Origin of the sequence: uncultured Acetobacteroides sp., from assembly GCF_963667355.2 — a bacterium.
Lineage (GTDB): Bacteria > Bacteroidota > Bacteroidia > Bacteroidales > ZOR0009 > Acetobacteroides.
The window spans coordinates 1,346,493-1,367,504 of record NZ_OY763328.2; the positions used below are offsets into that span (position 1 = coordinate 1,346,493).

Annotated in this window: 17 protein-coding genes, 1 tRNA gene and 1 pseudogene; 11 read left to right on the forward strand and 8 right to left on the reverse strand. The window is 47.5% G+C overall.

Annotated features, from left to right (window positions below):
• Positions 1–264 precede the first annotated feature (264 nt).
• Positions 265–318: pseudogene (locus ACHZA1_RS05705) on the reverse strand (hypothetical protein); the annotation flags it as partial.
• Here ACHZA1_RS05705 and radC point away from each other — a divergent pair.
• Both radC and upp read left to right on the forward strand, forming a co-directional pair.
• The gene (gene radC, locus ACHZA1_RS05710) at positions 318–935 is read left to right on the forward strand and encodes a DNA repair protein RadC (RefSeq protein ID WP_394701076.1); all 618 of its coding nucleotides are present in this window, start codon (positions 318–320) and stop codon (positions 933–935) included. The pseudogene ACHZA1_RS05705 and the gene radC sit on opposite strands and share 1 nt — an antisense overlap.
• A gap of 95 nt (positions 936–1,030) precedes the next feature.
• Positions 1,031–1,681 carry a uracil phosphoribosyltransferase gene (gene upp, locus ACHZA1_RS05715; RefSeq protein ID WP_320054270.1) on the forward strand — a complete coding sequence of 217 codons (651 nt, stop codon included), beginning with the start codon at positions 1,031–1,033 and terminating at the stop codon, positions 1,679–1,681.
• A gap of 53 nt (positions 1,682–1,734) precedes the next feature.
• Here the strand turns inward: upp and folK are convergent, their stop codons facing one another.
• Positions 1,735–2,232, reverse strand: a complete 498-nt coding sequence (gene folK / locus ACHZA1_RS05720; RefSeq protein WP_320054271.1) for a 2-amino-4-hydroxy-6-hydroxymethyldihydropteridine diphosphokinase — start codon at positions 2,230–2,232, stop codon at positions 1,735–1,737.
• A gap of 210 nt (positions 2,233–2,442) precedes the next feature.
• On the opposite strand from folK, the gene sppA reads away from it, so the two are divergent.
• The 6 genes from sppA (at position 2,443) to ACHZA1_RS05750 (ending at position 8,677) form a co-directional block, all read left to right on the forward strand.
• On the forward strand, positions 2,443–4,110 hold the full coding sequence (gene sppA, locus ACHZA1_RS05725) for a signal peptide peptidase SppA (protein ID WP_320054272.1): 1,668 nt from the start codon (positions 2,443–2,445) through the stop codon (positions 4,108–4,110).
• 199 nt (positions 4,111–4,309) lie between these two features.
• Positions 4,310–5,401, forward strand: a complete 1,092-nt coding sequence (gene lpxK, locus ACHZA1_RS05730) for a tetraacyldisaccharide 4'-kinase (RefSeq protein ID WP_320054273.1) — start codon at positions 4,310–4,312, stop codon at positions 5,399–5,401.
• Positions 5,346–6,155, forward strand: coding sequence for a purine-nucleoside phosphorylase (locus ACHZA1_RS05735; protein ID WP_320054274.1), 810 nt, complete (start codon positions 5,346–5,348; stop codon positions 6,153–6,155). Before lpxK ends, ACHZA1_RS05735 begins: the two co-directional genes overlap by 56 nt.
• Before the next feature lie 159 nt (positions 6,156–6,314).
• The gene (locus tag ACHZA1_RS05740) at positions 6,315–7,484 is read left to right on the forward strand and encodes a metallophosphoesterase (RefSeq protein ID WP_320054275.1); all 1,170 of its coding nucleotides are present in this window, start codon (positions 6,315–6,317) and stop codon (positions 7,482–7,484) included.
• Between the two features lie 348 nt (positions 7,485–7,832).
• Entirely contained in the window at positions 7,833–8,042 is a 210-nt protein-coding gene (locus ACHZA1_RS05745; protein WP_320054276.1) for a hypothetical protein, read from the forward strand.
• A gap of 236 nt (positions 8,043–8,278) precedes the next feature.
• Positions 8,279–8,677 (forward strand): hypothetical protein, encoded by a 399-nt coding sequence (locus ACHZA1_RS05750; RefSeq protein ID WP_320054277.1) that lies wholly within the window; start codon positions 8,279–8,281, stop codon positions 8,675–8,677.
• A gap of 141 nt (positions 8,678–8,818) precedes the next feature.
• On the opposite strand, the gene ACHZA1_RS05755 is transcribed toward ACHZA1_RS05750, so the two are convergent.
• Both ACHZA1_RS05755 and ACHZA1_RS05760 read right to left on the reverse strand, forming a co-directional pair.
• A complete protein-coding gene (locus ACHZA1_RS05755) occupies positions 8,819–10,192 on the reverse strand; it encodes a YihY/virulence factor BrkB family protein (RefSeq protein WP_320054278.1) in 1,374 nt (457 codons plus the stop codon).
• 60 nt (positions 10,193–10,252) lie between these two features.
• Positions 10,253–14,953, reverse strand: coding sequence for a lamin tail domain-containing protein (locus tag ACHZA1_RS05760; protein WP_320054279.1), 4,701 nt, complete (start codon positions 14,951–14,953; stop codon positions 10,253–10,255).
• Positions 14,954–15,075: 122 nt separating this feature from the next.
• On the opposite strand from ACHZA1_RS05760, the gene ACHZA1_RS05765 reads away from it, so the two are divergent.
• A complete protein-coding gene (locus tag ACHZA1_RS05765) occupies positions 15,076–16,071 on the forward strand; it encodes an aspartate-semialdehyde dehydrogenase (RefSeq protein WP_320054280.1) in 996 nt (331 codons plus the stop codon).
• Between the two features lie 106 nt (positions 16,072–16,177).
• On the opposite strand, the gene hflX is transcribed toward ACHZA1_RS05765, so the two are convergent.
• Together hflX and ACHZA1_RS05775 are read right to left on the reverse strand one after the other, a co-directional pair.
• Complete coding sequence (gene hflX, locus ACHZA1_RS05770; protein WP_320054281.1) at positions 16,178–17,374, reverse strand: GTPase HflX; 1,197 nt, start codon at positions 17,372–17,374, stop codon at positions 16,178–16,180.
• 83 nt (positions 17,375–17,457) lie between these two features.
• On the reverse strand, positions 17,458–18,177 hold the full coding sequence (locus tag ACHZA1_RS05775; RefSeq protein WP_320054282.1) for an energy transducer TonB: 720 nt from the start codon (positions 18,175–18,177) through the stop codon (positions 17,458–17,460).
• 199 nt (positions 18,178–18,376) lie between these two features.
• Between ACHZA1_RS05775 and ACHZA1_RS05780 the strand changes: the two genes are divergently transcribed.
• A tRNA-Ala gene (locus ACHZA1_RS05780) sits at positions 18,377–18,450 on the forward strand.
• A gap of 27 nt (positions 18,451–18,477) precedes the next feature.
• Here the strand turns inward: ACHZA1_RS05780 and ACHZA1_RS05785 are convergent.
• On the reverse strand, positions 18,478–18,963 hold the full coding sequence (locus ACHZA1_RS05785; protein WP_320054283.1) for a regulatory protein RecX: 486 nt from the start codon (positions 18,961–18,963) through the stop codon (positions 18,478–18,480).
• Positions 18,954–19,799 carry a peptide chain release factor N(5)-glutamine methyltransferase gene (gene prmC / locus ACHZA1_RS05790; protein ID WP_320054284.1) on the reverse strand — a complete coding sequence of 282 codons (846 nt, stop codon included), beginning with the start codon at positions 19,797–19,799 and terminating at the stop codon, positions 18,954–18,956. The genes ACHZA1_RS05785 and prmC overlap by 10 nt, the downstream gene beginning before the upstream one ends.
• A gap of 60 nt (positions 19,800–19,859) precedes the next feature.
• Here prmC and ribD point away from each other — a divergent pair, with 60 nt between their 5' ends.
• Complete coding sequence (gene ribD / locus ACHZA1_RS05795; RefSeq protein ID WP_320054285.1) at positions 19,860–20,954, forward strand: bifunctional diaminohydroxyphosphoribosylaminopyrimidine deaminase/5-amino-6-(5-phosphoribosylamino)uracil reductase RibD; 1,095 nt, start codon at positions 19,860–19,862, stop codon at positions 20,952–20,954.
• The last annotated feature ends 58 nt before the right edge of the window (positions 20,955–21,012 follow it).

Consider the following 21,012-nt stretch of genomic DNA (forward strand, 5'->3'; position numbering starts at 1 on the left):
TAAACGCAGCAAAAAAACACCTATTCGAGCTGGCTCCTCGACGAGGGTTTTTAGGCCATCCTCCTTCCCGAACTGCAGATGGAAAGACCACCTAGCTACATCTCGGCACAAGCCCCTTCGGGGAGCTGTTCGGTATGCCCACAATCGCAAAGGGAGCGATTCTTTGGCTGATTCCCAACTTTTCCGCTTGATCCGAAAATGCTATCTTTACCATACCAATATCAATATGTATGAACGATAGCTACATCTCCAAAAAGCTAAGCATTAAGGAATGGTCAGTTGAAGATCGTCCTCGCGAAAAACTCCTCGCCAAAGGCATTTCTGCCCTTGGCGATGCCGAAATCTTAGCTATTCTTATCGGTTCCGGAACTAAAGACGAAACAGCTGTAGAGGTTGCAAAGCGGATACTTTACGGCTGCAACAACAACCTTGCCGAGCTCGGAAAACAATCCATAAAAGACCTTTGCAAAGTAAAGGGGATTGGGGAAGCACGAGCCATTGCCATTGTTGCAGCACTCGAACTTGGTCGACGCCGAAGCGTCGTAGAACCCCTCGAACGCAAGCGCATCTCCGCCAGCAGCGATGTTGCAGAGATATTCCAGCCGCTACTTGCCGACCTCCCTCACGAAGAGTTCTGGGTGATGTACCTCAATCGCTCCAATAAGATTCTCGACAAGCACCGGATATCTCAGGGTGGCATGAGCGGCACAGTAACCGACATCCGCATTATCATGAAGCTAGCACTAGACAACCTTGCTAGCGGCATCATCGCCATACACAACCACCCTTCGGGAAACAGATTTCCTTCTGATGCGGATAAAAACATCACAGAAAAGCTTAAGCACGCAGCGGCAACCTTCGACATCCAGCTGCTCGACCACGTGATTGTAGCACATGGGCAATACTTCAGCTTCGCTGACGAGGGCCTCCTTTAGGTGAAATTATCTTAGAAAACCTTACAATCTAACACCATCAAGATGGATGCAGCAAGAAATTAATACCTTTGGAGGATTTTTTACAACAAAAAAATATGGTCATCAATCTTGGGGAGCAAAGTTCTCTCCTAAACCAGTTTATAGCTGAACTTCGGGATGTTAACATCCAAGGCGACAGCCTCAGATTTAGAAGAAACCTAGAGCGAATTGGCGAAGTTTTCGCGTATGAGATTAGCAAAACGATGCCATCGGGTATCGAGGAGGTTCAAACTCCACTAGGCATTGCCAAAGTCAAGATTCCATCTCCGCCCCCAGTTATTGCTTCAATCCTCAGAGCAGGTCTTCCTCTTCACGACGGACTCCTCAACTACTTCGACAAAGCCGAGAACGCATTCATTTCCGCAGCCCGCGTTTACAATCCAGACGGCACGTTCCACATTCAATTCGACAATCTGTCGAGCCCAAGCGTAGATAAAAAGCACCTTATTTTGGTAGATCCAATGCTCGCAACAGGATCATCGATGGTGCTTGCCCTTAATGCACTTCTCGAACGCGGAACGCCAGAGCACATCCATATCGTTTCGGTTATTGCAAGTAAAGATGGGTTAGACTACACCGTAGCAAACACAGATCCAAAGAATGTCACCATTTGGACAGGAGCTGTAGACCCCGTTTTATCGCCAAAGAAGTACATCGTTCCAGGACTTGGCGATGCCGGCGATCTTGCCTTCGGCAAAAAACTATAGAAATTTCTTTTTCTTCCATAAAAAAGCGCCAGATATTTATCATGGCGCTTTTCTTATTTTGGGGTTGAACCAAATACGACAACATCTCCATCATCCTTACACTCGGCAAGCATAGTACTAACACTTTTCCTAAAGATCGGATGAACAAAATTTGACGCAATATCATTTAACGGCACTAGTACAAATCTCCGATCCTGCATCCGAGGATGGGGTATTTGCAGCAAAGGTGTATTTACCACCATATCATCGGCAAAAATGATATCCACATCCATAGTTCGAGAAGAGTATCTTTCAACAGCATTACGAACTCTCCCCAGCATATCTTCTACCCTATGACAGGCTGCAATTGCCTCTACAACATCTAAGTTGGTATCCACCAGCAGAGCCATGTTAAGAAAACCTTCGGCTGCCTCGAATCCCCACGGAGCAGTTTCGTACACCTTCGACTCCTGCAATATCGATCCAATATAAATCGAAATTAGCCGCTTAGCCTCATTCACCATGTACAATCTATCGCCCTGATTTCCGCCAATTAGCAGGTATAGTTTCATCTGCTTTATTCCTCAAGTTATATTTTGGTAATAATCTTATCTTACCTAACTTAGCAACTCAATTATATTCGCTAAATTGAGTCAAATTTAACAACTTAACTGTTAAGCGCAATGAAAGAATTCTTTAGAGCCTTTTTAGGCTCCTGCTTAGGAGTTTTAATCTCTCTCGGATTACTGATCCTTATAGGGTTAGGTATCATAAGTGCAATTATGTCAAGTGCCGAAGAGGAGGTAAAAATATCCCCCAAGACCATACTGAAGCTGGAACTGGATCGTCCGATCGTTGAAAGGTCATCCAAAAATCCATTCGAGAACCTCGACATAAAAAGACTAAGAAGCAACAAGTCTATTGGGCTGAACACAATAGTCAACAACCTCAAGAAAGCCAAAAACGACGAAAACATAGTCGGTGTTTACATGGATTTATCCACCATAAACGCTGGAGGATTTGCAACTGTTCAGGAGATCCGCAATGCAATCCTCGACTTTAAAAAGTCGGGAAAGTTTGTAGTTGCCTACAGCGACACCTACACCCAGATTGCTTACTATCTAGCATCTGCGGCTGACAAAGTTTACCTTAACCCAGAGGGCAACCTCGAAATGCTTGGACTAAAGGCTCAGGTGATGTTTTATAAAGGTGCACTGGAAAAGTTGGGCATCAACGCTCAAATCATCCGCCACGGCAAGTTTAAGAGCGCTGTTGAACCCTTTATGCTCGACAAGATGAGTCCTGCCAACCGCGAGCAATTCGATGTGCTGCTCAACTCGATATGGGGAAGCATTACCTCAGAAATTGGCAAAAGCCGCAACATCTCAACTGAGGAACTTAACAGCATTGCCAACAACATGTCAGTATCCGATGGAGAATCTGCCGTAAAAGCAAAGCTTGTTGATGGGCTTCTTTACAAAGATGAGCTTATCAAGAAGCTCTCCACCTTTGCGAAGCTAGAAAAAGGCAAAGAACCGGAAGCCATTAGCATTACCAAGTACGATCAGGTGGCAGCGAAAGATGAAAAATTCTCCCACGAAAAAATATCCGTCATCTATGCAAATGGCGAAGTGGTGATGGGATCTGATTCACAAAACCTATCGGAAAAAGAAATCAGCAACGCGATTAGAGCAGCACGCAAAGATGAGAACACCAAAGCTATCGTGCTTCGCGTAAACTCACCTGGAGGTAGCGCGCTTGCATCCGATATTATTTGGAGGGAGATGGATCTTGCCCGCAAAGTAAAACCTGTTGTGGTATCGATGGGAGATTATGCAGCATCGGGCGGATACTACATTACAGCGCCTGCCAACGTTATCTATGCGCAACCAACAACGCTTACCGGATCAATTGGCGTATTCGGCGTTCTCTTTGACGTACAGAAAGGGCTTAAGGATAAGCTAGGCATATCGGTTGATGTTGCAAAAACCAATGAACATGCCGATCTAGGCACTCCATTCCGCTCGCTATCATCCAATGAGAATCAGGTTATCCAGATGGAAATCGAGCGTGTCTACAAAACCTTCACCGGTCACGTATCTGCCGGACGTAGGTTACCCGCATCCTACGTCGACAGCATTGGACAAGGCCGAGTTTGGAGTGGGTTAATGGCTCAAAAGCTGAAGCTTGTTGATAAGATTGGTGGGCTTACCGATGCTATTGCGGAGGCTGCCAAACTCGCCAGAGTAAAAGAATACCGAGTTGTGGAACTTCCCGAACAGAAAGATGCATTTTCGGAAATACTTGAGGATTTCACAGGCGAATCGATCAGCACCTACTTTGCAAAGGGGCAACTTGGCGACGCATTTGAGAGCTACAACGAAATCCGCAGCTTTGTAAAGAACCAGGGTGTACAGACTCGCATGCCTTTCTGGATACAAATGAAGTAAACACCAATAATTAAACATTGCTAAATGCACAATACCGTTAAACGGCGGCATTTCAAACTAAATCGTCAATAAACAATTGATATAAAACGCCCACTGGTATTAACCTGGTGGGTGTTTTTTTATTGTGAAGTCTATCAAGACCTAAATGACATTTCCCTTTCCCCAAGTATATTTGATACATTTGAAAAAAAACTGAATTGTGGAAAGAGATAAAGGCTTAGGAAAGGTACTTCTATCACCGCTTGCAGGGTTGTTCTATTTAGTAGTTAAAGGACGCCACATCCTTTACAACACTAAGATTCTAAAAAGTCACGCACCTTCGACACCTACCATCTGCGTAGGAAACCTTACCGTCGGAGGAACAGGAAAGACTCCACATATTGAGCTGCTCATCGAACTTCTTTCCAAAGATTATAAGCTTGCCGTTCTTTCACGTGGCTACAAGCGGAAGCATAAGGGAAGCTGCGAGGTACTCTCGACAGATAACTCATCAAAAGTAGGCGACGAGCCGCTTCAGATCAAGCAAAAATTCCCATCCATCCCCGTATTCGTAAATGCCAATCGCGTTGAAGGTGTTTCCCAAATCACCGAAGCATACCCCGATGTTGACATCATCCTACTCGACGATGCCTTTCAGCATAGAAAAATATCAGCAGGGCTAAACATCATCCTCATCGACTTCAACCGACCCGCTTGGGAGGACACCATGCTGCCCATCGGGAATCTACGCGACTCCTACGACCAAATTCACAGAGCAAACGTGGTCATCATCACCAAATGTCCGCCAACTCTGTCGCCGATGGACAAGCGAATTCTGACGAAGAAGCTGCAGCTTTACCCTTACCAGACGCTCCTCTTCTCGCATATTGACTACGACCTACCCAAACCGCTATTCGCAGCTGCGGCGCCCTACAAAACGAGCGAAAACACCATCGTAATTGCAGGAATTGCGGCCCCAAAACCCTTTGTAAACCATGTGGAATCGGCGGGCACAACCGTACAACCGCTAATATTCCCCGACCACCACAACTTCACCCCGAAAGACATCAACCTTATTGTAAGTACATTCAAAAAGTACGATCAGCAGGCAAACCTGATAACCACCGAAAAGGATGCCAAGCGCCTTCTGGATCTAGACCTGCCCGAAGAAGTCAAAAATTATTTGTATTTTGTGCCGATTAAAGCAAAATTGTCGGATAGTACCGATAATGTTTTACTCAACAAAATAGTAAGGTATGTTAGAGAAAATTCAAGCTACGGCAGAATTCATAAAACAACGAATTCAAAATGAGCCAGAGGTAGGTATCATCTTAGGTACTGGATTAGGTGGATTAGCAACCAAAATTGAAGTAGAGAAAGAACTCGAATACACCGAAATACCCAACTTCCCAATATCAACCGTGGAAGGACACTCTGGGAAGCTAATATTTGGCAAGCTTGGCGGCAAAAATGTAGTGGCAATGAAGGGTCGTTTCCACTTCTACGAGGGATATAACATGAACCAGGTAACCTTCCCAGTTCGCGTTATGAAGCTTCTTGGCATCAGAACCCTTTTTGTTTCGAACGCCAGCGGTGGAATGAATCCCGAATTCGAGATCGGTGAGTTGATGATTATCAACGACCACATCAACCTGCTCCCTAACCCACTTATTGGATCAAACATTAACGAGCTAGGACCTCGTTTCCCCGACATGAGCAAGCCCTACGACTACGAGCTGATGGACAAGGCTGATGCTATTGCAAAGGAGCTAGGCATTAGGGTTATGCGTGGGTGCTACGTGGGAACAACCGGACCAACCTTTGAAACTCCTAAGGAATACCAGTACTTCCGCATCATCGGAGGCGATGCCGTAGGCATGTCGACCGTTCCAGAAGTTATCGTAGCCCGCCATATGGACATTCCCGTGTTTGCGATGTCCATCATTACCGACTTAGGCGTACCCGGCAAGATTGTAGAGGTATCGCACGAGGAGGTTCAGGAAGTTGGCAAAAAAGCTGAGGCAAAGATGACCCAGATTATGACCAAGCTACTAGAGCGGATTTAATCCCTTTTAGATACAGAGCGAGGGTAGCCCACTAAGGCTACCCTTTTTTCTTTACCATCCAGAAATAAACTTCTCGACCTAAAGCCATAGTGTAATTTCCGCGAGGCGGTTCTCATCGGCTATTTGCTACATTTGTCGCCAGTAAACAAGCTGCACATCATGAAAGCATCGGCATTCCTCATCTTCTTCTCCATTGTACTTACCATCTACTTTTTGGTAAACTTCTACATCTACAGGCATGGGCTGATGGCGCTCCCTAAAGGCACGCAGCTACGCACCTCCTTTGTTTGGATCTTCTGGGCGCTGGCTATCTGCTTCCCGCTAGGCCGAATCGTCGAGCGCTACTGGACATCGCCCGTTACGGATGCCGTCGTTTGGGTTGGCTCGTTTTGGCTGGCGGCCATGCTCTACCTCTTTCTGATTGTCCTACTAGTAGATATTGCCCGCCTATCCAACGTCGCCTACCCGTGGATGGCGAAAGCCTTTGGCGACAACCTCCCCTCCGTTCGCCTATGGACTTTGGGCGGAGCTGCAGCACTTGTTTTTCTTATCATCGTTATTGGGCATATCAATGCCGTATGGACCAGGGTGAGCCACTACAACATCAGCATCGCAAAAGAGGGAGGCCCCCGCAAGCAGCTACGGATTGTTGCCGCCTCCGACATCCACATGGGCACCATTATCGCCCAGCGGAGGGTGGGCAAGCTGGTTAGGCTCATTAACGAGCAGAAGCCCGACATCGTTCTATTTGCCGGCGATATTGTCGACGAGGATTTGGGTCCGGTGATCCGCCGCAACCTCGGACGAAAGCTGGAGCAGCTCGCTGCGAAGGATGGGGTTTACGCCATAACCGGCAACCACGAGTACATTGGCGGAGCCGAAGCCGCCGTGATGTACCTAAAGAACCACGGGATAACGGTGCTCCGCGACTCCGTTGCCCTTATCGACGGCTCGTTCTACATCGCGGGTCGCGACGACAGGGAAAGCGCCCGAACAACAGGACACAAGCGCAAGGAGGTTGCCGAACTGCTCGACAAGGTGGATACCTCGAAGCCCATCATCCTGCTCGACCACCAACCCTTCGAGCTAGGCAAGGCTGCGGCGGCAAATGTAGACATCCAGCTCTCGGGGCACACCCACCACGGGCAGCTGTGGCCCTTCAACTACCTCACCAAAGCCATATTCGAAGTAAGCAGCGGCTACCTGAAGAAGGGGAACACCAGCATCATCGTATCCAACGGCTACGGCTCGTGGGGGCCGCCCGTAAGAATCGGCAACCGACCAGAGATCATCGTCATCGACGTCACCTTTACGGGTGCCAAGCGCTAGGAGATGCTCGGCCACCCCCTTTTTCTACCTTCCAGCAACCAGCTTGTACCTAGAAACCTCGACGGAGCAGCAAAAAGCGTCGAGCCCGTTGTCGCCAACCTCAACGCTGCGGCTGGAAACTAGAAAACCGAAGGAAAAAACATCAAAGCCAGAGCTTCAACCGCCGCGCTCTTACCTGGCAAGTAATAAATCTTACCTCTCGAGGTATTATTATACCTTAACATGGTATATTTATACCTCTGGGAAGTATAAATATACCTAACCAAGGTATATTTATTACCTACGAATGTATTTTAATACCTTTCCATGTAATATTTATGCAATGAGAAGGTAGAAATATACCTCCCGATGTACGGCATCTTACCTGGAAAGTACTTTTTACTACTTCGGAAGTACGGTTTTAGGCATCCACAGCACCTTTTACTACGTGCCAACAACCAAAATGTCGCTCAGACGGAGAGTCGAGAGCCACAGCGCTTGCCCCTCGAGGCTGTAGCAGGCAACGGCGGGGGTGGCAGCTGGGGCAGGGCAGGCTCGCCCGTTTCGTCGATTACCTAGCTGGATGGCAATCTCCGCTGGATAGGCAGGATGACAGCCTCCGACTTGCAGGTCATCAGCACCTTGCCAGCATGCCTACAATAGGTGCCGGCAGCATGCGCGATCAAAAAAAATCACATTTAACGATTAACGCTTTCGCCCAATTGCGTTTTATTGCTACATTTATGTCAGCTAGCGAAATAAAACCACGCATGCTCGCGTTATTAGCCAACGGTTGCACTAAACAGCTGAATACTATGAAAGATTCCATCTCGAATTTTCACTGGATTCCACGAATCATCTGCATTCTGGACATTATCTTCATAAGCATATTTGCATTCGATGCCTTCTCGCCCAACGACATCGTTTTGATGCAGCTTGCCCACTTCTTTGTCAACCTCACGCCAACGTTCCTTCTGATAATCTTCCTCATCATCGCATGGAGGAGGGAGCTGGTTGGCGGCATCATCTTTACCCTTGCTGCCATTGCGGTAAGCCCCATGATCTACCAGCACAACTACGGCATAAACCACTCGGTTAGCATGAGTATTGGCATCATCATGATGATTACCTTCCCGATATTTGTTGTAGGCATCCTCTTTATTGCAAGCCACTTTAGGGAGAAGAGACATCGCCAGGAAAGCTACAACCGTTAAGCCGACTCCTTCGTAAGAAGCGGGCCTCGGAGCATCGAAAGGAGAAAATTTCCCGTAAGGCATCAGGCATAAAACCAAGATCCCCATAAAAAGCAAAAGCTACCCGTCAGGTAGCTTTTGCTTTTTATGCCTAGGGTAGGGCTAGCTCAGATCCATCACCCGAACATTTAAATCGCTATTGATGATCTTTTGATCCATCTCATCGGTAATGGAGCAGATTCGGGCATACGCCTCAACCGAGGGCTGGATAACATCGTCGACCCCGAGGTGATCGAGGATGTCGTAGATCCTACAAATGGTAATCGAATCGTCCGAAACGGCGGGAACATACCCCCTACTCTTAGGATCATCGGTATACGTCTCAACCAACAGGTTCCCCTTAACCAGGTTGCCTAGCAGCAGCCTTACCATTCGAACCGGCATCTGCAGCTCCTCCGAAAGCTCCTCGCAGGTGTAAGGTGTTGCCCCGTTGATGTGCTGCCTTACGATCTTCGACATCAGCAGCACCGAGAGCGTTCTACGATCGTTGTTGCTCACATTCTCAATTTCGTACTCGTACTCGTAGAGATGCGCGTTTTGTATGGCAAACGAGATTTCGGCCCCCACCAGCACAATAATCCAGCTGGTTTGCTGCCAAACCATGAACAGCGGAAGCGCGGCAAAGCTGCCGTAGATGGCGTTGTTGCGCGACATCCCCACCTGGAAGTGGATATACCCCCACTGAACCAGTTCAAACGCCGATCCGGCAATTATCCCCGCTATCAAAGCTGCCTTAAAGTTGACCTTGGTGTTGGGCATCACCACATAAATAATGGTGAACAGGATGCCAACTAAAAGATACGGAACCAGCTTTAGCAGAAACAGGAAAAGGGGGGCAACATATCCAAAAAGCTGGTACTGCTTGGCAATGCTATGCAGGGTTGTTGCCAAAAAGACGTTGGCGCTACTCGATGCAATAAGCAGGATAGGCACGACAAGGATCAGCGAAAAGTAGTCGCTGAACTTACGGGTAAGGTTTCGCCCCTTTTCGAGATGCCAAATGGCATTAAACGAAAGCTCTATATTGGCGAACACCCTTAGTACCGACCAAAGCAGAACGACAAATCCGATTCCCGCCAAAAGCCCCCCCATTGTTTTCTCAAGAAGAGAGTTGGAGAAGCTTATAATCCAGGTTAGCACCTCCTGCTGCCCCTCAAACTTGCTTCTTAGGAAGGCATCCAGATTTTTGTCGAGGTTAAACCCCTTGGCAACACCAAAGAACATTGCAAAGATGGGCACAATGGCAATGGTGGTGAAGAAGGAAAGCGCAGAAGCCCGTATCGCCACGTTATCCTCCTTAAATCCTCTGACGGCGAGCATGGCAATCCGAAGAGATTGTATCCACCGATTACCTTTTTGCTTAGGATGCTGGGCAAGCGATATCTTCCAAATATCCGAGAATAAGAATTGGTTGGCGGCCTTAATGCGTTCACCGAGTTTTCGCCTATTCTTTTGTTTAGCCCACGTGATCTTCATAAATTCATCTTTATTGTGATGTTCGAGTAATTCCAGCATAAATATGGCCAAAAAAGTTGACTAACGATAGGCCACCGAGAAAACTTGCCGTGCCTCGCTGCAGCGTCCATCGGCATAAACCAGCTTCGTAACCATAATATAGATTCCCCGCGATGCTCGAACACCGCTATCGGCGATGCCATCCCATACGATTGTCCCGGAAGTTCCGAGCAGCTCGTTGCGGCAGAGCTTCTTTACCGGCACGCCTTCGCCTGTAAAGATATCGACATCCGCCACAGTTCCGGCAGATGCCAGGAGATACGATGCGGCGAGGTAGTCATTCACTCCATCGCCATCGGGAGATATTACTGTTGACGACAGATTTAAAATATGCTCGGTATTTCTGAACGTTAGCAGCTGCGAGTTCTCAACGCCAGGTGTTCCGTAGCCCGACTCCTTTGATGCCGACTGCCACTTCGGCTCCGAAAGGCTGATCCGCTCGAGGCTTACGCCATCGAATGTGGGAAGCATTTTAAAATGCATCTTTTCGGAGTAGGCAAATTCGTCGATAACGCTTAACGCCGTATCGGCAACCACCACCACTCCCCCTTCATTAGGATAGGACGGCATGGATAGAAGCTTTTTAAAGCACTTTGGATTACTTCGCGGATACTTTAACGCAACAATTTCGGGAGTGGAGCAAAGCAGCACATATCCTTGCGATGGAAGAATGTACGAAGCCTCGGCAATCCGCTTAACCTCCTCCAGTTTTCCTGCTGCATTCCTTCGGCAAAGAACGACTTCGCCTAGATCGATAGGGTTAGAAGAAGCATTTACTAGTTCAACGTAATCGGAGCATTCTCCTTCGGGATTAAAGAGCACCTCGTTAATGATTAGATCGCCCTTAACGGGAGGCTGACATAGCGCCACCTGAATCTCCGAGGCAAAAGTGTTGCCCGAATAGTCTACAACATCGGATAGCATAAGCAATTGACAAACATTCGGCTCCAAATCGTTCAACAGGGTAATCACAATCGTCCGAGGTGCCTCTGGACTATGCCTGAATGTAGCCTTTTCGTACCGATCTCCTAGCTGAATGGCGAAATGTTCGCCTACTACAACAGGCTCATTAAAGGTAAGGCTCACGACATTTACCCCTTCGATGGTTACCTTCTCTACTTCAGGAGGTGCCGTATCTGCAATTTCTCCAGAGACCGAATTTGCGGCGCCAGGAGTACCTCCCCGTGTATCCTTTGAGGCTACCCAATTCTCTCGGCATTCTGCCATACTGGCAACATCAATCTTTTCGAGGGATACACCTCCTTGAATTCCTTCCTTTGTAAGATAATCGCCGCTATAACTTGATGTAGCAATAACCTTCCCCCGTGAATTGATGATGGCAATATCAGCCTTTTCGTTGGGCAGTCCATCAAAATAGGTGACGCTGGCAGCATTGCAGTAAGCGCCAAGAGCAGCAGCCCCACTTGTAGAAGAAATAGCAAGATACCCGCAGGGATTTATCTTTGCATGGTTGCATCGCCACGTTTTACCATTAACCCGAATCGTCCAACCATCGATACGCAGCGTATCGGCAACGCGATTGTACAGCTCAAGGTATTCCACTTCGGGCAATCCTACAGAAGGAGAAGGATCGGACATGATCTCCGAAATGGTAACATCGCCCAACTCTAATCCCGATCGGATATGAATGTTAGCGGAATCTGATTCTGCTTGCCCATTTACGCTACAGATTACCTTTACCTTGTAGGATGATATTGCAGCAGCATCGCCTAAACGAAAATGCAGTTTGCAGCCCTCTGCTGAAATATTGGAGACTGGCGATGTACTACCTTGCAAGTCTGTTGCAGTCACTTTCACTCCCTCTCCAGCCGATAATGGCAGATTTACCGTCAACTCGGCATTTCCCTTAGAGGAGTAGTAGCCTTCTAGAATTTTTAAATGCTGCTCCGACCCTACCAGATCAAAAGCTTCTACCAGCATCTTCCCCACATTCGAGGAAGAGCAATGGTATTCAACACCGCTATATCCTGCAACAGAAGCAAATGGCATTGAAATATTTTCAAAATGGCAACATGAATAGCCATTCGTATAGAAATCACCACTCCAACGCCCATCAGCATCCTTAAGAAGGTATGCTTCCGCCTCCTTTCCATCAATTCGATCGGTAAAAAGTGGGTCGGAACGGCTGATTACTCGTCCATTTACAATGTTTTCGAGATGAAAAAGAGTCTTGCTTCCACTTTTCTTATATGATAGAACAACTGCATTATAGGATGAATCCTTATGGGGCATTTTATCAGAAAGAAGAACTATTCGCATGTAGTTTTCGGAGGAGAAATTCGCATTATCGAGCTTAAAGCGAAGATGCCATTGGGTGTTTCGCGCTCCTACTGTAGGCGGAATGGCGTAGCAGAGCAGCGATTGACCTTCGCCACCCGAATGTATGTATCCACCCAATGTCTGCCGCTGCCAGCCCTCCATTTTTGCAGCAATTGCACTAGGAGATACCAGCGTATCAACCTGCCGAACCACGCAGAACAGGGCTTTATGCGAAATAGAATCATTCACCACAACTCGAATACTAGATTCTCCAATTCTGTTAGCCCTTAATGGTCCAATACTGATTGCACCATGATTTAAGATTGGCTGCACTTTTGGGAAGCCCACCTGTTCTGTTGACACCTTCCCAGCAAAAGAAGTAACAAAGCCACCCTCACGATTGGATATCTGGCACTTTAGGTTGATTGGCGAATCCAACGTAGTTAAAATAAGATGCGGAGCAACTAGGATTCGCTCGGCAGCTACATTGTAGCGAATAACCGACGAGCGAATGGGGTAGCTGCAAGTTTTCGAAATAAGAGAAGAGCCTGTGCTAACAGCAATCCCGTCGGTAGGCACCGAAAGAGTGAAAGGTATCATCTGCTGTTGCTTCGAGAGCCTAATCTTTACCGTAACCTCGCCCTGCGATCGGTTGGGAATAACCAACAACGGATCTGTAAACTTTAGAACGACCTTTCCTCCTGTAAAAGACATACCAGAGAAGTTAATCAGCCTTTCATTTAGAAAAATCTTCACGCTATCTACCCTCCGTGTTGAAAGAAGGTTTCCGAGAGAATCTGCCGCTTGTAGCGTAAGCTGCGCAATACGGGTACAAAGCGTATCGCTAAAGCCTGTATCCACCACCCAAAATTTTAGAACATCGATGAAACTGGATGTAGAAGTAGCAGCAACAGCAGGAATCGCCGCAGAAGACACCTTTAAATACGAATCGTCATCAGCAACAATAAGCTTTCTCGTTACCTTCAAATCACCGGAAGATGCATCAACCGAATATTCCCCACTTTTTGAGAGCCTTACTCCTGCAAACTTGGCGATTCCAGAAGAAAACTTCTGGTTCTGCGGAGCAATGCTTGCTCCTTTAATAAGTAGATGGCAGCTTCCCTCGTAATCGGCATCAGTATTACCAAAACTATCGCACGCTTTTACAGTAACATCAAAAAGGGTGTTGGGCTTAACTGCCGATGGAACTTTCGAGAAGATAAGCGTATCAGCATGCACAAGAAACTTAAGTGTATTTACATGAATTGGTCTAAATGTAGAGAAGATAGAACCTGCGCTGTCGGCAAATACTCCTTTAAGTGTAAAGGAAAGGCTCCCTAAATCAGTAAACTCCTCAGGTTTGAAGTACAGACCAAGAGAAACATCTGCGCTACAGCCTTCGTTAACCTTAAGAGCACCATCAAAGACCTCGATTCGTAAGAAATCTTTTGCCAACTGGGCTATACGGCAGCTCTTACGTTCATCACCAACCCGTAAAGTAGCACCAGCAATTACCTTCGTAGCATCTACCTTCGAGGAGGTAATTGCAAGGTCAAAAGATTTAACGGTAGTAAGCAACTTATCGCCGCTACTATCACTAAGACTAAAGGAAGCAATGGCAACTCCACTTTCGGGGAGTGCGTTCTTAACTGTTGCCTCAAGAGTTTCCACTGCAACGCCAGATATTACAGACGTTGTATCGTTGGAAAAATCAGGCTTCTTATCGACAACATTCGTCCCAGTATACGAAAGAGACACATCGTCAACCCACAGTTTTTGATCGGCAGTAGTGGTATACCAATAAACAACACCAAGATTTCCAATAGGAATTGTGGAAGTATAAGTGAATGCTGCTAGCCGTGTGATATCTTCAAACGACACCTTTGAATAGCCAACATTCCACTCGCCATTAGCATTACGAACCACCTCAACGTAACCATACATTGATGCTCCAATGCTGGTTTCCCAGTTTAGAGTAGTAACTGCAATTAATTTAACAGATTTACTCCCTGCCGAAGAGGTTGTTTGCTCCCAAATCTTTAGCAAATCATCAGAACCCGAAAGGTTCACACCAACAACCAGTGCTCGACTAGGAGAAGATGCGTTTAGCTGCGCAGCATCTGCATCTGACGCCAATATAAACGCCCAACCGTTACTTGCAGAAGGCGAATAGCCATGCTTGACCCGAAATCGCCAAGTAAGTTTGCCATTCTCATAGGAGGAAACTGTAACCTTCGACGTAATATAGTCACGCCCAGAGGAAGAATTATCGTAACTATGATGGAGAACAAGGTTAATATTATCCAAAGTCGTACTCCACCTATTCGATGGGCTTTGAATCCAGCCTTCGAGAGAATTCTTCGAAAAATCATCATTAAACTGGCTAAAAGAAGAGAAAGGAATACACCCCAGTAATGCAAGCAGCAAAAAGCGACATCCCATATGTTATTAATAAATATAGTTAAGACTGTTCCATCCTCTAATGAGTTTCATAAATTTACGGCAATTGTTTTGACTTCCCCAAACAATTGTCTAGTATTTATCACACTATCAAAGTAAAATCGATGAAAGTAGCAGTATTTGGTGCGACAGGGCTTGTAGGAAGCGTCATGCTCAAGGTCCTCGACGAAATGAATTTCCCGGTAAGCGAACTAATTCCAATCGCATCTGAGCGTTCGGTTGGTAAAGAGGTAACCTTTAAAGGGAAACCATACAAAGTAGTTAATGCACAAACTGGTTTGGGGATGAAACCTGTTCTTGCAATATTTTCTGCAGGTGGAGACGCTTCCAAAGAGTGGGCTCCTAAGTTTGCAGAGATCGGTTGCTATGTTGTTGACAACAGCTCCGCTTGGCGCATGGATCCTACTAAGAAGTTGGTTGTTCCAGAAATCAATGCAGGAGAACTAACTGCCGAAGACAAGATCATTGCCAATCCAAACTGCTCTACCATCCAGATGGTACTTGCGTTGGCGCCACTTCATAGAAAGTATCAGATTAAGCGCGTTGTAGTTTCCACCTATCAGTCCGTTTCGGGAACTGGGGCAAAAGCTCTTAAGCAGATGTCTGCCGAAAGAAGCGGAGAGGAAGCCGACATGGTATACCCTTACCCTATCGACATGAACTGCCTTCCCCATATCGACGTGTTTACCGAAAGCGGCTACACCAAGGAGGAACTTAAGATGATCAACGAGACTCGTAAAATCCTAGGCGACGATACCATTAACGTATCTCCAACAACGGTTCGTGTTCCCGTAAAGGGAGGTCACTCCGAAGCGGTAAACGTTGAGTTCGCAAATGACTACGATCTTGATGAAATTCGCGATATTCTTTCGAAAACCGAAGGCATTGTTGTTCAAGACGACCCTGCAAACAAGGTTTACCCAATGCCACTTTATGCCGAAGGCAAGAACGATGTGTTTGTTGGACGTCTTCGTCGCGACTTATCGCACCCAAACACCCTTAACATGTGGATTGTTGCCGATAACCTCCGCAAAGGTGCTGCAACCAACGCAGTTCAAATTGCGATATACCTGCTAAAGCAAGGTTTTATTAAGGCTTAACAAAACTAACCGCCATAAAAGAAGCCAGAACTCTAACGAATTCTGGTTTCTTTCATTTATATCTACTGCTTTTCTACTTTCCTCAAAAGAATTACAAGCAACAAACCTACCAAAGGAAGTTCCCAAACGGGTACCTTCCCTGGCTAATCTCTGCCACCATCTTATACAGATCAGTTCGGAACTTTTCGAGGTTCATCTTTTCCTTTGCCGACATAAAGATTGCCGGATTATTCTCCTTGTACATCCAACTATTCATAAGATCATCGAGGCTCCAGTTCTCCTTTGTCACAGGAGTAAGATCATCCTCTGCCTTTTGGACGTAGGTATATGCATCAATCTTGTTAAACACGAGGTAAACGGGCTTATCGCCAGCTTTGATCTCTGCCAACGTTTCCTTCACCACATTCAGCTGCTCCTCGAAGTTTGGATGCGAGATATCCACCACGTGAATGAGCAAATCAGCCTCACGAACCTCGTCGAGCGTAGACTTAAACGATTCTACCAGCTGGTGTGGAAGTTTTCGGATAAAACCAACCGTATCGGAAAGCAAGAAGGGAAGGTTTTCGAATACGACCTTTCTAACCGTTGTGTCGAGTGTTGCGAACAACTTATTCTCGGCAAACACCTCCGACTTGCTAATCAAGTTCATCAGGGTCGATTTTCCCACATTGGTATACCCAACTAGCGCAACACGCACAAGGCTTCCTCGATTGCCGCGTTGCACCGCCATCTGCTTGTCTATTTTCTTCAGCTGCTCCTTTAGCCTCGAAATCTTATCGAGAATAATACGGCGGTCGGTCTCAATCTGCGATTCACCAGGACCACGCATGCCAATCCCCCCTCGCTGACGCTCAAGGTGCGTCCACATTCGGGTCAATCGGGGAAGTAAGTACTGGTATTGCGCCAGTTCTACCTGAGTTTTGGCATAGGCTGTTTGTGCCCGTGCTGCAAATATGTCGAGGATAAGGTTGGTTCGATCCAGCACCTTACAGTTAAGATGGCGCTCCACATTTCTTAGCTGCGAAGGGGTAAGCTCATCATCAAAAATAGCCATCCCTATCTCGTTCTCGTCGATGTAAGCCTTTATCTCATCAAGTTTACCAGAACCAACGTATGTCTTCGAGTTTGTATAATGCATGCGCTGGATGAACTTTTTCATGGTACGAGCACCGGCTGTCTCAGCCAGGAACTCAAGCTCATCGAGGTACTCCTTTGTTTGGAAGTCGGTTTGCGTGTCGGTAATTACGCCAACAAGAATGGCGGTCTCCTGAACTGGCGCGTTGCTGGTTGGTTCAAATCCCATACTTACAGATTAAATATGGCACAAAGGTAAACAAAAAAGCACTGAGAAATTCAGCGCTTTTCCCTAGTATCGCTTTTATAAGATTAGTTCAACTTGAATGTTATGGGAAAGGTAAAGGATACACGAACAGGCTTTCCGCGTTGCTTGCCGGGAGTCCACTTAGGTGAACCTTGAACGATACGAACAGCCTCCTTGTCTAGCGAAGGATCTACACCCCGAAGAACCTTCACATTCGATACTGCTCCTGAAGGTTCGACAACAAACTGGATATACACCGTTCCCTGAATGCCATTTTCAGCAGCAACATCTGGATACTTTAGGTTCTTCGCCACATACTCCCTAAAACTATCGGAAGCATCCTTCCCATTAAACAACGGCATATCCTCCGCAATAAAAAAGACCTCCTCCTCTTCTATGGGCTCCTCCTTTTTTGCCGCTATTGCAGTAACTGTAGTTGCTGTAGGTATTGAGATTGGGGCAGCCTCCTTGGTGTCTTCCATGTTAAGATTTATCTCATCGCTTACCATTACCTCATCCCGAACAATTTTTAGCACGTCCGACATGATCTGCTGAGGAACAAATTGGGGCTGCTGTTGCTGTACCTGCTGCTCTTGCTGAGTTTGGGGAATAATCTCCTCTTCTGCCACAACGGCTTTGGCTTCGTAGTTCTGAGCGTCTTGCTTCTCCCCAAAATCAAATTCGAAAGCAAAGAGGGAGAAGCCAATTGCCATAACAAATCCTAGCTGAAGAAATAAAGATCGCTTATTCTCAAGATCTGCCACTGGTGACTTTTTGATTTCCATGACTGCTCTATTAAGAACTCCTTATTCCAATAACAGCCCGTACTATACCTTTGTTCTACAGCCTTCGCAATAGAATTTAGGCTAAAACATAGATCAAGATTTCTTATAGCACCATCACGGAAGTTCCCTTTTCCAAAAAAAGCAACCTAGCCTCTTGTGCTATTCGAAAAAAGGTATACATTTGCATCACCAAATCAATGGGGGATTAGCTCAGTTGGCTAGAGCGCTTGCATGGCATGCAAGAGGTCATCGGTTCGATTCCGATATTCTCCACAAAAGGCTTACCTCGGTAAGCCTTTTCTATTTTTCGAGGATTTGATCTACCGCCCTGCTCACAAGATCGTACGCAAAGCCTTTGCGCAACCCTACGGCAATCAGCTTCATCTTTAGCTCGTACGAGTTCTTTGCTTTTACCGTCTCGGACTTGCGCTGCAGCTCCCGAACCACAGCCGATGGCAGCTCATCCATATCAACTTCCAGCAGCGCTTCGGCTACGTATTCGGCATCTATGCGCTTTGCCTGTAGGTGCACCTTTATCTTCTGCGGGCCCCACTTGCTGAATCGGAACTTATCGCGGGCAAAGGCAACGGCAAACCTCCGATCATCAACATACCTATTGACTACAAGAAACTCAACGATGCTAGGTCGATCGCTCAGATCTACATTCCATCGGTAGAGCTTCTCCTCTACCTGCGAGATGCACACCTCGCGCTTTGAGCACAGCTGCCCGAGGCGCTCTAGCGCCTCCTTCTTTGAGAGGCTTTTCCCCTGACGTTCTACTTCCATCGCGCAACTACAAATCGATCGACCCCAAACATATCCTGTCGCACCTCGGCACACATTCCCTTTGCCCTAAACAGCTCGGCGGTTTGCGGCCCCAGCTGCTGGTTTATTTCCAAATAGACGACTCCATCGGCAGCTAGCGAGCGGGAGGCAAATTCGGCTATCGGAATGTAGAACTCAAGCGGGTTGCCATCTTCAACAAAAAGCGCCAGATGGGGCTCGTGGCGGAGCACGTTATCGCGCATCTGCTCCTTTTCGGAATTCATCACGTAGGGAGGGTTGCTTACGATGATGTCGTAGCTGCTGCTGTCGCTGTAGGCTCGCATATCTGCCAGCACAAAATCGACATCCGCACCGTTTAGCTGCGCGTTTTCGCGGGCGATTTCTAGGGCTTCGGCAGAAATATCGATGCTGCGCACAGCGGAATGGGGCAGCGCCTTTGCCAGCGATACGGGAATGCAGCCGCTGCCGGTTCCAAAATCGGCAATCCTTGGAGCTTTCCCCTCCCAATCCTTTACGATGATATCCACCAGCTCCTCCGTTTCGGGGCGAGGGATGAGCACGCTGCGGCTCACCTTAAATCGGCATCCGTAGAACTCCACCTCGCCTATCACATACTGCAGGGGCTCGTGCTGGAGCAGCCGCTCTGTACAGGCATCAATATATTTAGCCAAGGCGGCATCTTCATCCTCGTCGAGCATCAAGAGCAGCTTCGGTCTACTTATCCCCCAAAAATGTTCGGCAAGCCTGTAGACAATCTCCTTCGCCTCCTGGCTTGGGTAAATGGCTTCCAGCATCTTTTGGTAGCGGCAAAATATGGTGCGATTCTTTATGCTCATTGGCTTTGATTACGTTGCTAAATCTGCTAATTTCGGCTCTTAAAAGTAAGATAAAAAGGGATGGCTAACAAAGTTCATGAGCAATACATGAGGCGCTGCCTCGAGCTGGCTGAAGGTGGATTGGGCAACGTGGCCCCAAATCCGATGGTTGGAGCTGCGGTTGTTTACAACGGCAGAATCATTGGCGAAGGATATCACCGCAAATACGGGGAGGCGCATGCCGAGGTGAACGCGATAAATGCGGTTGAGGACAAGGCGCTGCTGCGCGATTCGACCCTCTACGTGTCGCTTGAGCCCTGCAGCCATACCGGAAAAACCCCGCCCTGCACCGACCTGATCATCGAGCACCAGATTCCTAGGGTTGTTATTGCCATGGTTGACCCATTCGAGAAGGTGGCCGGCAGCGGAATCCAAAAGCTGCGGGACAACGGGGTAGACGTTACCGTTGGCGTTCTTGAGGATGAGGCAAGGTGGCTAAACCGCAGGTTCATCACCTTCCACACCAAAAAGCGCCCCTACATCATCCTAAAGTGGGCGCAAACCCTCGATGGCTTCATCGACATCGAGCGCACCCCAGACTCGCCCATAGAGCCCAACTGGATTACCAACAACGCCTGCCGAACGCTGGTGCACCGCTGGAGAAGCGAGGAAAATGGCATACTCGTAGGCAACAAGACTGTCATTAACGACAATCCCCAGCTAAACGTGCGCTACTGGCATGGGAGCAACCCAACCCGCATCCTTATTGATCGGACGCTGGCTACCCCAAACGATAGGGCTATCTTCGATGGCTCCCAGCCAACCGTGGTATTCACCGGAAAAAACTCGGGATCGAGTAACCGAAAAGACCTCTTCGGAAACATCGACAATCTTACAATGGTGTCCATCGACTTCGCCAAGGATGCCGAAGTGCAGATGCTCGACTACCTTACCCAGAAAAACATTCAGTCCATCATCGTCGAAGGTGGAGCGAAAACGCTGCAGAATCTAATTACGCTTGGCTACTGGGACGAGGCGCGCATCTTCTACGGCCCTAAGCTGTTCTTTAAGGGGGTGAAAGCGCCATCCATCGTTGGAGAGCCCATTGGCAGCGAGGAGATCGACGGCACCCGCCTCTTCTACCTAGTCAACAGCACCGCTGCAGACAAGCAGTAGCCCAATACCGCATGCCAGAAGAGCCAGCCCGTTTACGTGCTGGCTCTTCTGGCATGCG

Coding starts and splice junctions, on each gene's coding strand:
- ACHZA1_RS05755 (WP_320054278.1), bottom strand. CDS start 10,192: ATGAAGATCACGTGGGCTAAACAAAAGAATAGGCGAAAACTCGGTGAA.
- prmC (WP_320054284.1), bottom strand. CDS start 19,799: ATGAGCATAAAGAATCGCACCATATTTTGCCGCTACCAAAAGATGCTG.
- ACHZA1_RS05735 (WP_320054274.1), top strand. CDS start 5,346: ATGTTAGAGAAAATTCAAGCTACGGCAGAATTCATAAAACAACGAATT.
- upp (WP_320054270.1), top strand. CDS start 1,031: ATGGTCATCAATCTTGGGGAGCAAAGTTCTCTCCTAAACCAGTTTATA.
- ACHZA1_RS05785 (WP_320054283.1), bottom strand. CDS start 18,963: ATGGAAGTAGAACGTCAGGGGAAAAGCCTCTCAAAGAAGGAGGCGCTA.
- sppA (WP_320054272.1), top strand. CDS start 2,443: ATGTCAAGTGCCGAAGAGGAGGTAAAAATATCCCCCAAGACCATACTG.
- hflX (WP_320054281.1), bottom strand. CDS start 17,374: ATGGGATTTGAACCAACCAGCAACGCGCCAGTTCAGGAGACCGCCATT.
- ACHZA1_RS05745 (WP_320054276.1), top strand. CDS start 7,833: ATGTACGGCATCTTACCTGGAAAGTACTTTTTACTACTTCGGAAGTAC.
- ACHZA1_RS05760 (WP_320054279.1), bottom strand. CDS start 14,953: ATGGGATGTCGCTTTTTGCTGCTTGCATTACTGGGGTGTATTCCTTTC.
- ACHZA1_RS05740 (WP_320054275.1), top strand. CDS start 6,315: ATGAAAGCATCGGCATTCCTCATCTTCTTCTCCATTGTACTTACCATC.
- ribD (WP_320054285.1), top strand. CDS start 19,860: ATGGCTAACAAAGTTCATGAGCAATACATGAGGCGCTGCCTCGAGCTG.
- ACHZA1_RS05750 (WP_320054277.1), top strand. CDS start 8,279: ATGAAAGATTCCATCTCGAATTTTCACTGGATTCCACGAATCATCTGC.
- ACHZA1_RS05775 (WP_320054282.1), bottom strand. CDS start 18,177: ATGGAAATCAAAAAGTCACCAGTGGCAGATCTTGAGAATAAGCGATCT.
- ACHZA1_RS05765 (WP_320054280.1), top strand. CDS start 15,076: ATGAAAGTAGCAGTATTTGGTGCGACAGGGCTTGTAGGAAGCGTCATG.
- folK (WP_320054271.1), bottom strand. CDS start 2,232: ATGAAACTATACCTGCTAATTGGCGGAAATCAGGGCGATAGATTGTAC.